Annotated in this window: 13 protein-coding genes; 3 read left to right on the top strand and 10 right to left on the bottom strand. The window is 37.7% G+C overall.

The features are described 5' to 3' along the window. Positions 1–92 precede the first annotated feature (92 nt). A complete protein-coding gene (gene ahpC, locus J0M15_01470) occupies positions 93–659 on the bottom strand; it encodes a peroxiredoxin (protein MBN8535697.1) in 567 nt (188 codons plus the stop codon). A gap of 189 nt (positions 660–848) precedes the next feature. On the opposite strand from ahpC, the gene J0M15_01465 reads away from it, so the two are divergent. Next, entirely contained in the window at positions 849–1808 is a 960-nt protein-coding gene (locus J0M15_01465; protein MBN8535696.1) for a LysR family transcriptional regulator, read from the top strand. Here the strand turns inward: J0M15_01465 and J0M15_01460 are convergent. The 7 genes from J0M15_01460 to J0M15_01430 all read right to left on the bottom strand — a co-directional run bounded on the left by J0M15_01460 (position 1794) and on the right by J0M15_01430 (position 8141). Continuing rightward, complete coding sequence (locus J0M15_01460) at positions 1794–2924, bottom strand: acyl-CoA desaturase (protein ID MBN8535695.1); 1131 nt, start codon at positions 2922–2924, stop codon at positions 1794–1796. The two genes, J0M15_01465 and J0M15_01460, sit on opposite strands and share 15 nt — an antisense overlap. Before the next feature lie 116 nt (positions 2925–3040). Further along, a complete protein-coding gene (locus J0M15_01455) occupies positions 3041–3889 on the bottom strand; it encodes an MTAP family purine nucleoside phosphorylase (GenBank protein ID MBN8535694.1) in 849 nt (282 codons plus the stop codon). Continuing rightward, on the bottom strand, positions 3883–4920 hold the full coding sequence (gene mtnA / locus J0M15_01450; GenBank protein ID MBN8535693.1) for an S-methyl-5-thioribose-1-phosphate isomerase: 1038 nt from the start codon (positions 4918–4920) through the stop codon (positions 3883–3885). The genes J0M15_01455 and mtnA overlap by 7 nt, the downstream gene beginning before the upstream one ends. Then, on the bottom strand, positions 4917–5591 hold the full coding sequence (locus J0M15_01445) for a class II aldolase/adducin family protein (protein ID MBN8535692.1): 675 nt from the start codon (positions 5589–5591) through the stop codon (positions 4917–4919). Before J0M15_01445 ends, mtnA begins: the two co-directional genes overlap by 4 nt. Before the next feature lie 23 nt (positions 5592–5614). Beyond that, positions 5615–6400 carry a hypothetical protein gene (locus J0M15_01440; protein MBN8535691.1) on the bottom strand — a complete coding sequence of 262 codons (786 nt, stop codon included), beginning with the start codon at positions 6398–6400 and terminating at the stop codon, positions 5615–5617. Then, positions 6397–7227 (bottom strand): hypothetical protein, encoded by an 831-nt coding sequence (locus J0M15_01435; GenBank protein ID MBN8535690.1) that lies wholly within the window; start codon positions 7225–7227, stop codon positions 6397–6399. The genes J0M15_01440 and J0M15_01435 overlap by 4 nt, the downstream gene beginning before the upstream one ends. Next, on the bottom strand, positions 7224–8141 hold the full coding sequence (locus J0M15_01430) for a hypothetical protein (GenBank protein ID MBN8535689.1): 918 nt from the start codon (positions 8139–8141) through the stop codon (positions 7224–7226). Before J0M15_01430 ends, J0M15_01435 begins: the two co-directional genes overlap by 4 nt. Positions 8142–8519: 378 nt before the next feature. Here J0M15_01430 and J0M15_01425 point away from each other — a divergent pair, with 378 nt between their 5' ends. After that, positions 8520–9854, top strand: coding sequence for an exo-alpha-sialidase (locus tag J0M15_01425; protein ID MBN8535688.1), 1335 nt, complete (start codon positions 8520–8522; stop codon positions 9852–9854). 38 nt (positions 9855–9892) lie between these two features. Here the strand turns inward: J0M15_01425 and rho are convergent, their stop codons facing one another. Then, on the bottom strand, positions 9893–11248 hold the full coding sequence (gene rho, locus J0M15_01420) for a transcription termination factor Rho (GenBank protein ID MBN8535687.1): 1356 nt from the start codon (positions 11246–11248) through the stop codon (positions 9893–9895). Positions 11249–12437: 1189 nt separating this feature from the next. Between rho and J0M15_01415 the strand changes: the two genes are divergently transcribed. Next, positions 12438–12803 carry a PilZ domain-containing protein gene (locus J0M15_01415; GenBank protein ID MBN8535686.1) on the top strand — a complete coding sequence of 122 codons (366 nt, stop codon included), beginning with the start codon at positions 12438–12440 and terminating at the stop codon, positions 12801–12803. On the opposite strand, the gene J0M15_01410 is transcribed toward J0M15_01415, so the two are convergent. Further along, positions 12804–14150, bottom strand: a complete 1347-nt coding sequence (locus tag J0M15_01410) for a LysM peptidoglycan-binding domain-containing protein (protein MBN8535685.1) — start codon at positions 14148–14150, stop codon at positions 12804–12806. Positions 14151–14181 lie beyond the last annotated feature (31 nt).

The raw sequence follows: 14181 nt of genomic DNA, 5'->3' as shown, positions 1-14181 counted from the left end.
ATAAATTGCTTTAATTTTTTTGAAAAACTCAGTAGGGGTTTAAATCGCAACCCCCAGCTGAGTTTTTCATTTCACAAAATAATTTATTTTTCTTAAATTTTACCAACAAGATTCAAGCCGGGCTTTAGGGTCTCGCCACCTGGCTTCCATTTTGCCGGACATACTTCGTTTGGATGTTTGGCAATAAATTGAGCCGCTTGCACTTTTCTTAATAATTCATCAGCATTTCTTCCTATACCGTTGTCATTCACTTCGGCTAACTTAATCTGACCTTCTGGATTAACTAAGAATGTCCCACGATATGCCATCCCTGCTTCTTCAATATGAACTCCAAAAGCTCTAGACAAATGCCCCGTAGGATCTGCAAGCATTGGATACTTTATTTTCTTAATTGTTTCAGAGGCATCATGCCAAGCTTTATGAACGAAATGAGTGTCTGTGCTTACGGAATAAACTTCAACTCCCATTTTTTGAAATTCAGGATATTTATCAGCCATATCCCCTAATTCTGTAGGGCATACAAATGTAAAATCTGCTGGATAGAAAAAGAAAATAGACCATTTCCCATTCAACTCATTTTGAGTTACCGTCTTAAAACTATCATTATGATAGGCCTGAACTTTAAAGTCAGTCACCTTTGTATTTATTAGCGTTTGCATAAACGTCTCCTTTTTTACTTTGGTTTAATCAGGAGATACACACGTAACCCCTGATGGTTTATTGAGGCTTTGCGCCACAGCGCACATCTAAGCCCATAATAGATCTGATGATCAAGTTTGTAAAATCGATAATATATTTTATTTGATAGATTTTATCTATTATTTGGTTTAAATGATATATAGGCTGCTATGTTAGTAAATCTAAATTTTTCTTTAACCCAATTAGAATATGTCCTTGCTGTTCATAAGCTTGGTCATTTTGGCAAGGCTGCCGAATCCTGTCATGTGACTCAACCAACCTTGAGTATGCAAATTCACAAGCTTGAAGATACGCTAGGCATTATTATTTTTGATCGGTCAAAAAAACCTGTTTTACTTACCGAGACGGGAAAAAAAATAATTGAACAAATTAAATTGATCCTTTCCGAGGTAAAAAAAATAGATTCTCTTATTAACACTGCGATCTCTGATAAAATTCAAGGAGAGCTGGTTATTGGAGTTATTCCAACGATTGCCCCTTATGTTTTACCTCGCCTTTTACCCGTTCTTGAAAAAAAATATCCCGAGCTGGCTTTAAAAATATTTGAACTACAAACTCATAAAATTATTGAATCTCTTGATTCCGATGACATTGATGTTGGGCTGTTAGCAACACCTTTAAAGATTTCAAGAATTTTTGAGTATCCCTTATTTTTTGAGCCTTTTTATGTTTTGTGCCGAAAGGATCACGAGCTTGCGGAGCTGAAAAAGATCAAATATTCTTCCTTAAAATTTAATGACATTTGGCTTTTAGAAGAGGGCCATTGCCTTAGAAATCAAGTTCTTGATATCTGCTCACTTAAAAAAGATCCTTCATTAAATCGAAAATATAAATTTGAAAGTGGCAGCTTAGAAACAATCAAAAACCTCATATATTCTTATGGTGGCTACACCTTGATTCCAAGTCTGGCTAATGAAAATCTAGGAAGCAGAACGATCTCTTTGCCCTTTGAAAGACCCATTCCGGCCAGAGAAATTGGTCTTGTTTATCGAAGAGAACACTATAAAATGCCTTTGATCGAAGCCCTAGGGGAATCGATCTTAGAATCCATCCCTCTGGAGCTAAGAAAAATAAGACAAAAAGATCTCAATATCTTACCTGTAGAGTGAAACTTGGACATTCCACTGTTTCATAGAAAATTTGAAATCAGCCTTGGCTCGAAGAATATTTATTTTAAGTTCTGCAATTTGCAGCTTAACCTCATTGAGCCTTTCGGTGGAGGTTAACTTAAGATCATTGATTTTATCAGAAGATTTCATCTTCATTTTCTTATATTCTTGTCTTAAGAGTGCAAACTGAGTTTGTGCTTCTAGAATTTTTATCTTTAAGTTTTCAATTTTATCCCTGGAAAACCCTTTGGTTTCTAGCCATTTTGCTTCCGCATTTAGTTTAGCCTTTAAAATTTCTTGTGCCGGAATTATTTTAAGTTTCTTGGCGAACCCAGTCCACTTTAATGATAGTATCACCCATTTAGTCGGATCCCAATGATACCACCGAATCCCATTTCTGTAGTCATACTGAAATTGATGATGAAAATTATGATAGCCTTCACCATGAGTTAATAGCGCCACAATAAAACTATCCCGAGCCGAAATTTCTTTAGAATAGGTTTGTTTCCCTAAGGTATGGCATAACGAATTTACAAAAAAAGTGCTCTGCTGTGTAAAGAAAATCCTTAAAGAGCCCAAAATGATTAGCCCTGCGAAAGGCACTCCCAATAAAGCTCCCACAAAAAGAGGAAAAATAAAACCCGATAAGATAGACCAAATTAAATAGTACTGATGTTGATTCATTACTAAAAGATCCTTTTCCAAATCAGGAGCTTTAATTTTTAAATCAACCGTTGATTTATAGAATAACCATCCCATGTGAGCATGCCAAAAGCCCTTTTCGATAGAATACGGATCTTTTTCTGTATCGATAAATTGATGATGGCGTCGGTGGTCTGATGACCATTTTAACGCTGACCCTTGAAACGCAGAAGATCCTACCAGTAATAATAAAAATTTTGCAAAGTTATTAATTTCATAACTTCTGTGGGCAAATAATCGATGATAACCAGCTGTGATACTTAAATTCGTAGCCGCGCAAAAAATTAAAAATAAGATCCAAAGGCTCATGGGAACATCAAAATAAAAAATATAAACAAAAAATAAAGAAAATCCCAAAAGAGGATTTAAAATTAAAAACAATGCCACCGGTAAATCGTATTTTTTAAGATCCATCTGTATTCCTATAATTCCTAATAATTTCTATAGTTCCTATAATGCCTATAATTCCTAATAACTTAGATACAATATATTTAGACACTACAATTTTAACTTAACTAAAGATTGTAATTCTAATCTCTCAAGATAGATAGCCAATTTTTTTTATCAAGAGGAATTAGCTTTTCTGGCATAAATAAACCCGTTCTAAGACCAGAATCGATACAGTTAGATCCTTCCCACAGTTTGCTTTTTAAAGTCACTAATTTTCTTAAAATTTCGAAGGCTTTTAAATTATTCTGTTTCATCACTTTAATTACTTCTTGAACCGTGACATGGGGAATGCTGTCATCCCAACAATCAAAATCAGTTACCCAACAGCAGGGTAAATAAGGCAAGCCTGCCTCACGGGCCAAGGCATACTCCGGAAAATTTGTCATGCCTATAATATCAGCTCCTATTTGCTGATAGGACTTTGATTCTGCTTGAGTTGAAAAATACGGCCCCTCTATACAAACATAAGTAGCACCAAAATGGGATTCAAATTTAAATGTCGCTTGTAATTCTTGTAATTTTCTATTCATCACTTCACAAGTTGGTTTTGCTAGTGATACATGCCCAATCAAACCGTTTCCCAAAAAACTAGCTCTTCGATGCGCTTTGGTTCTGTCAATGTATTGATTGGGAACGACCAAATGGCCAGGTTTAAATTCTTTTTTCAGACTACCCACTGCAGAAAATGAAACGATGGCCTTAGCACCTTGTTTTTTTAAGGCATAAATATTTGCTGCATAATTAACTTCGCTAGGTAAATGTTCATGATGTTCACCATGCCGAGAAAGAAAAAGACATTCTTCATCTTGAATTTTGACCTTTTTAAGACCCGAAGAAGCTAATCCGAAGGGTGTTTCTCTTTCTAGTTTTTCTAAGGAAATAAAATCTTCAAAATTTTCAAAACCAGATCCGCCAATTATCGCTAGCATGTTTTCTCCAAGGTGTGAATATTATCTTGTGTGTAAATATTTGAATCTAAAATCCATGCAGAAACAAGTTTGGCCGAGGTGATATCAAATGAAGGATTATAGACCTTTGCATTTCTGGGAGCCCAAATCATTTGCTGCTCATTTTGTTTGAATCCTAAAATTTCTTCCCTCTGTCTTTCCTCAATAGGTATTTGATCCCCGGTAAGACAATTAAAATCGATGGTCGTATAAGGACCCGCCACATAAAAAGGAATTTGATGATAATAACAATTGACCGCTAGGGAATAAGTTCCAATTTTATTAGCAAAATCCCCGTTCAAAGCAATTCGATCACAGCCCACAATGGCTTTTTGAATTTTTTTATTCTTCATTAAAAAGCCGGCCATGGAATCCGTAATGAGAGTGTAGGGAATTTCTAATTTCTCGAGCTCCCAGGCTGTGAGGCGACCACCCTGTAAAAGGGGCCTCGTCTCATCAACATAAACATGAATCTTTTTGTTTTCTGATTTAAATGCCTGTTTTAAAACGCCCAGAGCTGTTCCCATACCAGCCGTCGCCAAGGCCCCGGTGTTACAATGTGTGACAACGGCGTCACCATCTTGAATCAGTTTGGAACCATTTTCTGAAATTCGCAAACAAAGGGCTTGGTCCTCGTAAAAAATACTCTTAGCTTCTCTCAAAATATCATCAGCGCTTTCAGAATGATGAATGGCCTGAATCATGCGATCTATACAAACCATTAGATTAACTGCGGTAGGTCGTGCTTTGCGAATCTCAAGGGCCTCTGAAACTAATCTATCTTTGTCGAAATTGGCCTTTGCTAATTTAGCTAAAAATAAGGCCGCCGTCACTCCTATAAGAGGTGCCCCTCGAATGCTCAAATTTTTTATCGCCTTTATGAAATCCTCTAAGGACCTTAACTCAAGCCAAACTTCCTTTTCTGGCAACTGAGTTTGATCTAAGGCCCACATTTCTGTTGGGTTCCACTTGATAGCTATGGTTTCTAGCCTGTCATTTGAATACTGACTCATAAAATCTTGGGTCCAATTTCTTTTCGTAATTCAAAAAGGGCTAGTATTTCATCTTTGGACAACTCAAGATCGGTGTCCTGATCAAGCTCTGCCTCCCGAGATAATCTTAGCTCGTGGGCTGATTTTAATATTTGGCATACATGTTCCACTCGCTCGAGCCCTCGATAGGCCTCATCCAAATCTTCACCCCAACAAACAGCCCCGTGACGAGCCAGAATTAAAAGTCGATGCTCCGGCAAATAGGGCCCTAGATTTTTTCCCATGGCTTCTGTTCCTGGACGTGCATACTCAACGATCGGAATGATTCCAGCTGCCAAGATAGCCTCTGGCAAAGAATGATACGGAAGTTCTTTCAGTTTTGGAAATGCCAATGACCAGGCAATCGCTGTTGGAGGATGAGCATGAACCACAGCCTTCGCTTGGTGACATTTTTTATAAATTTCAAGATGCATTAATCTTTCACTCGATGGTTTACCAAACAAAACTTCATTTTTAATATTGATTTTTGCAAGTTCGCCTTCAGAAATAAAGGCCTTGGTTTGTCCTGTTGGAGTGATCCAAATTTCTTCGTCACTCTGACGAAAACTAATGTTCCCATCAGCCGCAGCAAGTAAATTCCTTGAATGCAGAGCTTTTGAAATCATTAGTATTTTGTGTTTAATTTGATTCATAACAAAAGGTTTTCCAGTTTTTTCTATGGATTGTCAATCCCAGGTCCTAATCTTGGTTTTTTCAAGTTAAAGGTTTTTCGATACAAAGCCTCTCTTGGTGATTTTAAATCGACACCCGATGATACCTTGACATAGTCTTGGGTCACTTCAACTCTTTCAACTCCAAACCCAGTGACATCTCCAAATATTTTTGCAAAAAAAGTTTGGACCAATCCAAGTGCATCAAATGGAAAACTTGAAAAAGGAATAAATCTAAAAATTTGCAAAAAGAATTTCTTGATTTTGCTGATTCCTAATATACTTGCTGGGATAGGTCTTACTTCCATGCTCGGACTAAATAATACATTTCCAATAAAATTACTAAAAGAAATCGGATCTAGGTGATATCCCCGAAGAAAATAGATCGTTAAATGAGATTTTTTAGGATCAATATCTATATGGGCGCAAGCATAAACAACAATTCGGTCCTTATCAATATCAAAACCCAGCACAGGAATTTCTGGAACAATCGATAAAAAATCACTTTCCGCTGGCCTGAAAAACCCCTCAAAAGAGGCTGTGGTTTTGCTTTCTGAAGTTGTACTATAAACTCCTTCAATTTCTGTATTGATCTCTATATTATCAGGCAGGGATTGTTTTGACTCTTGAATAGATTGAACCAACTTCGTTCCAAAATTATTAAGCTCGTTGGGCTGTAAGGTGCAACCATACTCCAGTGAAAAGGCTTGAAAAGAAACTGCACTAATCATGCAGATCAGGCTGATAAAACTAACCATCCTGAAATCCATCAATCTCGCTTTCTGATTCATGGCAAACCCCTTTGTTGATTTATAAAATAAAATAAATAGTTCACACAAGAATCTCGTTGCGAGACGATATTAAAATCTGATCTAATTTTTAAATTAATAAATTTATTTTCGCGACTCACCTCGTAGGTGTTCTGAATAGTCATTCGAGCTTCATAAATTCTTTTACCATTAATATATTCGGGGGTGGTGACTTTGATTTCAGCCTTGCTGGCATTCTTCAATCCAGGAATTGTTTTGAGTCCTGACAAATCAAAATAATCACTCAGGGCCCATGGCTCTGCCGTTGTTATCTGCAATTCCCCTACAATATTTCCCATATCTTTTTCTAAGAAGTCTGAAGAATTTATTCTACAAGGACCTTCTTTTTGGGAGCCATGAGCACCCTGCGTTCTTGAATCATGAGAAAAATGTTTAAAAAAATCTTCATTCGCTAAATAAGCAAACTCGTAAATTAAAGACCACCAACCTTTTTGCGAGTTTTTCCATTCCAGGTTCAAAGGGGGCAAGTATTCGCCTTTTTCATTTAAAACCCATACTTTAATTTTTGTTCTGTCCTTTGTCTTAAATGTATTTTTGATCGAGTCACCCAAACAATTGGTTAAAGAAGCATAACTTGAAATGATATTCATTGTGTTGGTTTGAATTAACTGACAAGAATAAATTTCCAATCCCATTTCCTTAAACATTAAATCTAAATCAACAACCATATTTTTAAAAACTGAATACAACCAAGGCTCTTTAGAATAAGCCGCTGGTGGGGGTTCCGCAAAACCTATAATTCCCAAAAAGGCAGTCGCAACAAAAAGTTTTAAACTCATTATTTTCATTGTTGTTTTTTAATATTTTTATACGTGTACTCAATTTTGAAACCAATCTCGGGATTAAAACTATAATACCCCCCAAAACGACAATCTTTTGCCGCCATGATTTTTGAGGCTGTTTCTTTATCATATTTTTCCTCAAAAGATTCGCAAACTCCCTCAAATTGATAACCGTTACTTCCCGCAAGATTATTAAAATTCAAAGTGATTTTTCCTAGTTCTAGCTTTTTAATTGTATTAAACGTTTGATTACTCAGCATGATAGATAGTCTTTTGGGATCACAATAGTCATTTGATTCGCTATAGTTGTTACAAATTCTAACTATAAATTTCCCTTTTGGATTTACTTCTAATTTTCCAACTAAATACAAATTTTGAGTGTTTAAACTAAGATAGGGTACGAGCTTCAAACTATTACCATCTAGATTTTTTTCCATAGATAAAAAGAACTTTAGATCCTTATCAAATTGAATAATCGCCCCTAAATTTAACTGATAGATATCTAAAAACTGCACAGGCTTATTTGCCACCATTTTAGACTGATAACTTATATGAAATTCATTCTCAATTTCTATTCTTTTTACATTGTTTAAAATTTTCTCTATAATAGCCGCCATTAAATTTTCATCCTGAATATCCTGAGTTTCTTTAGCATCCTTAGCCGCCGGAACCCCCTTGAAACTTTTCTTGCCCAGGGACGGTGATGTTTTGGGGGCTGGCGCCGTTGCCTCGACAAGATTAATTCGCAAAGCTTGTTTCTCTGATTCAGTCTGATTTTGCGCCTTGGCTTTATCGTTATGAGGACCCAACAAAATCATCATCAAACCCAGAGCCAGAAAGCTCATTAGATTTATCTTTTTCTCTGGGTTTTGGTTTGGATTTGGGTTTTGGTTTGAACTTGCATTTATTTTCATCTTCATGGGAACTCCCTAGGCTCAATGCATTTTGGTACGAAACCGTTGAAAAACAACTTGTTTTCGTTAAATTTTATATAGACGAGAGACTATAGACGAAATTAGAAAATTTCATATTGAATTAATTTTTGACATATAAATTTAACAATACGCGGTTTCTCTATTAATACTGTTGGCTTTAAAATCGCAATCAAGAAATTATCATAGCAAGACGCGTGCCATTGATAGAAATCCTCCGATGAGACAACTCTTGGAGTTATTATAGGTTTAGATGTAAAATTACTGTAGTACTCTTCTTCAAGAGTAGGTTTTACGTTTTATTAATATTAACTTTTGCTGTGAGACTTATTAATTATTTTTTCTTAAAGATGAAGGAAGCATTGGGTGTCTAAATTCTTAAATTTGAAATTTTTTTTAGTATCTTTATTGTCTTTTTCTTTTATTTCGTTTTTTCAAAATTGTTCGCAAAATTCCTTTCACATTAACGAAAGTAACAATTTAAAATCAAATAATGCCTTCGATAATGATTCAAATAACGCTATGGCAAACTCTCTTGGTCCTAATTTAATAGTAATTGATAAGGAAATTCATTATCCTTCCGAGTCTTCAGCAGCTATTGCCTCAGCCCGTCCATTAGCAATTCCAAAGGATTGGGATGCGGGTAAAGGCGGAACAGGAAATGCTTTTATTTATCCTAAATTTATAACCAATTCTAGTGGCTTAGAAATGGAAGTATTCACCTCTACCTCACCGGCATGGATATTTAAAAAATCTAACATTAATCGTCTAATTCAGATTGCCAATGTTATGAAAAAGGGCTCAGAAGAAACCTTAATTGGTGTGAATACGCAAAGCATCTGGTACAGAATTTCCACTGATGGAGGGGAAACTTTTTCTAAATTTAAACCCATAATTCAAAATGGTTTTTCAGAAGAAAATCCATTTCCAGGAATAATAACAGGAAAGAATGGTATTTGGCCTAGCGGGGTTTCTTCATTGATAGAACTAAGTAATCAATCAATAGTCATCCCTGTTTCCTATTGGCCATTAGATTCAAGAAACGAACCTACAAAACAAAGATTTCCTGTAGCTAGTTATTCTGTAGGTGCCATTATCACCGGCAATTGGAACAAAGAGCAGACGGATTTATCATGGACTTTGAGTGATAGAGCTTTCTTGCCGGAATCAAAATCAACTAGAGGTATTTTGGAACCGGCAGTTCAAGAGTTAAAAAATAAACCAGGTACGCTAATTATGGTAAGTCGCGGATCTAATGAGTATGATAACCAATTGCCGTCAAGACGTTGGATTTCTATTTCTAATGATTATGGAAAAAATTGGAGTCAACCAGAGCCTCTTTGCAATGATGATGGATCCTGTTTTTTTAGCTCCTCTACAGCTTCAAATTTAATAAGGGCACAAAATGGTAAATTATATTGGATTGGCCCAATATCTGAACAAAACAGTATTGGAAATTTTCCAAGAGATAATATTTCAATTGCTGAAATTAATGAGAATTCTTTAAAAATAATAAAGAAGTCGATCCTTACGATTGATAGCCGAAATCCTGAGTTTGACTCCCCAGAAGTTCAAATCATTCCCACTGTTTATTTAGATAATTCAAAGTATCCACCAGGTTTATTTATTTATTCACAAAGATTTGATCCACCTCAAACACAAACCCCATACTGTTGGTATCAAATTGGTTTTTCAAAATAGTTTTTTTATTTCAGGACCTTGACTCAACCCTTCGTGGTCTAACCTCCGCCGCTCATGCTTTGTAAAAACTGAGCGTTGGATTTGGTTTGAGAAATTTTGTCTAACAAAAATTCCATGGCATCGACGGGATTCATCGGGGCTAGGACTTTTCTTAAAATCCATAATCTGGTGAGATCCCCTTTGTCGATAAGCAAATCTTCTTTTCTAGTTCCAGATTTGTTGATGTCCATGCAAGGGAACATTCGTTTTTCCATCAATTTTCTATCTAAGATGATTTCAGAATTACCAGTTCCTTTAAATTCTTCGAAAATTACTTCATCCATTCTGGATCCGGTATCGATAAGGGCGGTGGCAATAATTGTGAGTGAGCCTCCTTCTTCGATATTTCTAGCAGCACCAAAAAATCTTTTTGGTTTATGAAGAGCGTTGGAATCCACACCACCAGATAAAATTTTTCCCGATGGCGGCACCACAGTATTATAGGCTCTGGCCAATCGAGTGATCGAATCAAGTAATATCACTACATCATGTTTGTGTTCGACAAGCCGTTTAGCTTTCTCCAGAACCATTTCAGCGACCTGAACATGTCTTGTTGGTGGCTCATCAAAGGTTGAAGAAACAACTTCGCCCTTGACCGTTCTTTGCATATCAGTCACTTCTTCAGGACGCTCATCAATTAACAAAACGATTAATTTTACTTCCGGGTGATTGGCCGTAATGGCATTCGCAATATTTTGCAACAATACTGTTTTTCCAGTTCTTGGGGGGGCCACAATCAGGGCCCTTTGTCCCTTACCCAGAGGGCTCATAAGATCCACAACACGGGTTGTGTATTCCGCAGGACCATGTTCAAGCTTTAATCTTTCATTGGGATAAAGCGGAGTCAGGTTGTCGAATAATATTTTGTCTTTACCTGTTTCGGTATTTTCAAAATTAAGTGAATCCACTTTAAGGAGTGCAAAGTAACGTTCGCCTTCTTTGGGCGGCCGCACGGTACCCGTTACGGTATCACCAGTCCTTAAACCAAATCTTCTAATTTGTGAGGGGGAAACATAAATATCATCAGGCCCTGGAAGATAATTGTAATCTGGTGATCGTAAGAACCCATAACCATCTGGCAAAATTTCTAATACCCCTGATCCATAAATATCAACCCCTAATTTTGCAGATCTTTTTAGGATTTCAAAAATCATGTCCTGACGTCTGAGCCCCGCCGCATTTTCAATTTTTAATTTAACTGCCAAACCCGTTAGCTCTTGAATGTTTTTGGTCTTCAAATCTTTTGAGGATAACCAGCTTTTTTCCTCTTCAGTTAAATTGATTCCAGATACATCCACATCCAGCTGTTCAGCTCCTTGATTTTGTTTCAAAGAAGAATCTTCTCCTTGATTCATTGGTGGAATAATTCCAGCTGGATTCTCGGGATCATAGATTCCACTGGCTTGTTGTGCTTTTTGCTGTTGTCGTTGTAAATATTGCTCCCTTAGCTCGCTTCTTTCGCCACGGTCATTTCTATCCCCACGGTCAAAGCGATCGTTTCTATCAAATCGATCATTTCGATTGCGATTGTTGTTATTTCGATTGTCATACTGTTGCTTATGATTGTTTTTATAATAGCTATTTCGATTATTGGGATTACCGCCAGAGGGGTTGTGACCTCCGCCTTTATTTTCATATTTTGGTTTACCCTCATGATGTCTTTCCGGTTTATGCTCCGATCGTTTTGGAGCCTCCGCTGTTGGCGCTGAAGGGGCTACAGATCCCTCTGCGCTTGTTCCTGTTGCAATCCCTGTGGCTGGGGCCGCTTCAACCCCTGTTCCTGCTGCTGAAGGCGCCGATGTCTCTGAAGCAGAAGTGGCTTTTGGAGCTGTCGTCGGTGCTGACGTTGGTGTTGGCGCTGATGACTGCATTGGTGCTGCTGCCGACACTGGCGCTGGCGCCGCCGTCGGTGTGGGTGGAGGTGACGATTCTTGAGCTGGAGTCGACGCCGCCTTGACCGTTTCTGCTGCCTCTGTTTTGGCTTTCTTGACTTCTTCTGCTGCCTTTGGGCGACCTCTTTTTTTAGTAATTTCTACGGATTTAGACTCGTTAGCTTGCTCGTTAGCTTGCTCGTTAGCTTGGCTTTTTGTATCAGACAAACAAAAACTCCTTGATATGATTTTGGAAAAAATTAAGACGAGACACAAGCCGATTATTTTTCTTTATAATTCATGATTTAGGTATAAATGATTTTAAAGAAAGTAATATAATTTATTGATTGTCTCAGACTTTTGGATTTACTTGTTATCAAGTCTGTAACAAAATACTTAGCTTGTCAATACTAAAATCTAGCCCCTATTTTCATTTTAATTAATAATTTTATTCTATGTCCCTAATTAAGAATAAATAAATCTCATTTTGATATGAATGGCTATCCAAGTAAACCACCAATACTACCAATTAATTTTAGAAAGAACTAAAGATCCATTTATTCTAGAAAAATTTAGGTAAAATATTTTTGTCTCAAATTTATCTCAATTTATTGTAAAGTATTTATGCATTTACTCCGAGTTCATTAAACGACCCCTTAACAAAGGAGATTTAGTGGACTCTTCAAATATCCCTTCACCAAGAACCCCACTCTTGCTTCCCGTGTCTTTTAAGAAAAATTATTCTCGAGAAGACTCAAAAGGAAATTTACGAAACATCAGCCTTACGGGCGCTTTTTTAGAACATGACCAAGAGGCTTTTCGCCCTCACGAAAAAGTGGTTATCTATCTTGAGGTCGCTGGCCGCGAAAGAAAGCTAGCTGCAACTGTCATCTGGTCAAACTCTGCCGGTTGTGGGCTAAAATTCAATCCTACTAACAACAGAGATGTCCAGATTATTGATGACCTCATTTATTTTGTAGAATCACAGCGATCAGACCGTCGAAATGTAATTGATAAGATCTTTAAAAAAGTGGGCTAATCAACCCACTTGTGTTTCATTCATTGCTTGTTCAAACTGTTCACGCTGTTTATTTTTTCTTCTCACAATAAATACAGCTACTGCTAATAAGACCACAGCTCCACCGATGGCCATATAAAGGGTTTCTTCATCCATTCCAGCGACTAAATGAGGTCCTCCTTCTGAAGAAGCAGAGGCTGGTTTATTGTTTCCAATAGCTGGAGTTGGGTTTTGTGGCGGTGGAGGAGGAGGTAAATCATTATTTGCTATATCTGGTGGTGGGGGCGGAGGTGGAACATCTACTGGCGGAGGTGGAGGGGGTGGAAAATCATTACTTGCCATATTAGGAGGCGGTGGAGGAATATCCGCTGGCGGTGGAGGAGGCGGCGGCATTTCTGCTACCGTAGGAGGCGGGGGAACATCTTTCGTGGGCATAGGGGGAGTTACAGGATTGTTTTCAGCCAAGGTTGTTGGAGCCGGAGCAGAGACTTCTTCTTTCCAATATTTTATTTCAATTCCTGGATCCAATTTTCTATTGGACTCAAAACTATTTGATGCCCAAACTTCCTTCCAGGCGTCTTTGAATCCCAAAAGTTCCTTTGCTACTTTTCTTAAATTATCACCTTCTTTGGTTGTGTAGGTAAGCGGAGGCACTCCCTTATCCGCATAATAGGTAATGATCTGTGAAGAATCTTCGGTCCTTGTCGGAGAGTTGTAATATATTTTATCACCAGCTCTTAGATTTCTTTTAGCAACTGACTTGTTTGCTTTTTTTAATTCTTTAACTTTTGTTTTATCTCCATAAATTTTTTCAGCTACCGACTCGAGGGTGTCATTCGGCCTTGCAAAATAAACTGAGTTCATCATTTTTCCGCCGACAACCCACGGAGTCGTTTCCATTTTCTTGTATTCCACTACCACAGCAGGTTTGGCCTCTACAGGAGCTGGTGCTGGAGCCTCGGTAATTGCTACAGGAAGCGTTTCTGTTGGTTTTGCCTGCTCAGCAGGTTGTGGGTTATTTGCTAAAGTCTCTACAGGAGGTGGATTTGAATTTGTCGCGTTCTCCGCCGAGGGATCTGTTGTTGGAGGCGCATTTGGATCCGTCACCTGTGCTGTAGAACTATCTCCAGAAGGCTGCAGATTCGGGTCTTCCAATCCACCTTCTGCAACTGTTTGTGGAGAACCCAACTCTCCAGGTTTTTCTGTTCCATCAGTTCCAAGCCCTTCATTCACACCTTCTGGTGATGCATCACCACCTTCGGCGGCGATTTGCTCACCTCCGCCATCATCGGTATTAGAAGAAGTACATGCTAAATGACTTAGCACTAGGGTTATTGCTGCTAAAAAAATGACAAATTGTTTTTTCATGCATTCATCCTTGATGTAGATCTGAAACTTT

This window comes from Deltaproteobacteria bacterium, assembly GCA_017302835.1.
GTDB lineage: Bacteria > Bdellovibrionota > Bdellovibrionia > Bdellovibrionales > Bdellovibrionaceae > UBA2316.
The sequence above is the reverse complement of the archived record's forward strand: the minus strand, read 5'-3'. Positions and strand labels throughout refer to the sequence as shown.

Excerpts from the sequence above, each read along its gene's own strand:
- J0M15_01460 (MBN8535695.1), bottom strand. The coding sequence starts at position 2,924 with ATGGATCTTAAAAAATACGATTTACCGGTGGCATTGTTTTTAATTTTA.
- ahpC (MBN8535697.1), bottom strand. The coding sequence starts at position 659 with ATGCAAACGCTAATAAATACAAAGGTGACTGACTTTAAAGTTCAGGCC.
- mtnA (MBN8535693.1), bottom strand. The coding sequence starts at position 4,920 with ATGAGTCAGTATTCAAATGACAGGCTAGAAACCATAGCTATCAAGTGG.
- J0M15_01430 (MBN8535689.1), bottom strand. The coding sequence starts at position 8,141 with ATGAAGATGAAAATAAATGCAAGTTCAAACCAAAACCCAAATCCAAAC.
- rho (MBN8535687.1), bottom strand. The coding sequence starts at position 11,248 with ATGAATCAAGGAGAAGATTCTTCTTTGAAACAAAATCAAGGAGCTGAA.
- J0M15_01445 (MBN8535692.1), bottom strand. The coding sequence starts at position 5,591 with ATGAATCAAATTAAACACAAAATACTAATGATTTCAAAAGCTCTGCAT.
- J0M15_01410 (MBN8535685.1), bottom strand. The coding sequence starts at position 14,150 with ATGAAAAAACAATTTGTCATTTTTTTAGCAGCAATAACCCTAGTGCTA.
- J0M15_01465 (MBN8535696.1), top strand. The coding sequence starts at position 849 with ATGTTAGTAAATCTAAATTTTTCTTTAACCCAATTAGAATATGTCCTT.
- J0M15_01440 (MBN8535691.1), bottom strand. The coding sequence starts at position 6,400 with ATGAATCAGAAAGCGAGATTGATGGATTTCAGGATGGTTAGTTTTATC.
- J0M15_01455 (MBN8535694.1), bottom strand. The coding sequence starts at position 3,889 with ATGCTAGCGATAATTGGCGGATCTGGTTTTGAAAATTTTGAAGATTTT.
- J0M15_01435 (MBN8535690.1), bottom strand. The coding sequence starts at position 7,227 with ATGAAAATAATGAGTTTAAAACTTTTTGTTGCGACTGCCTTTTTGGGA.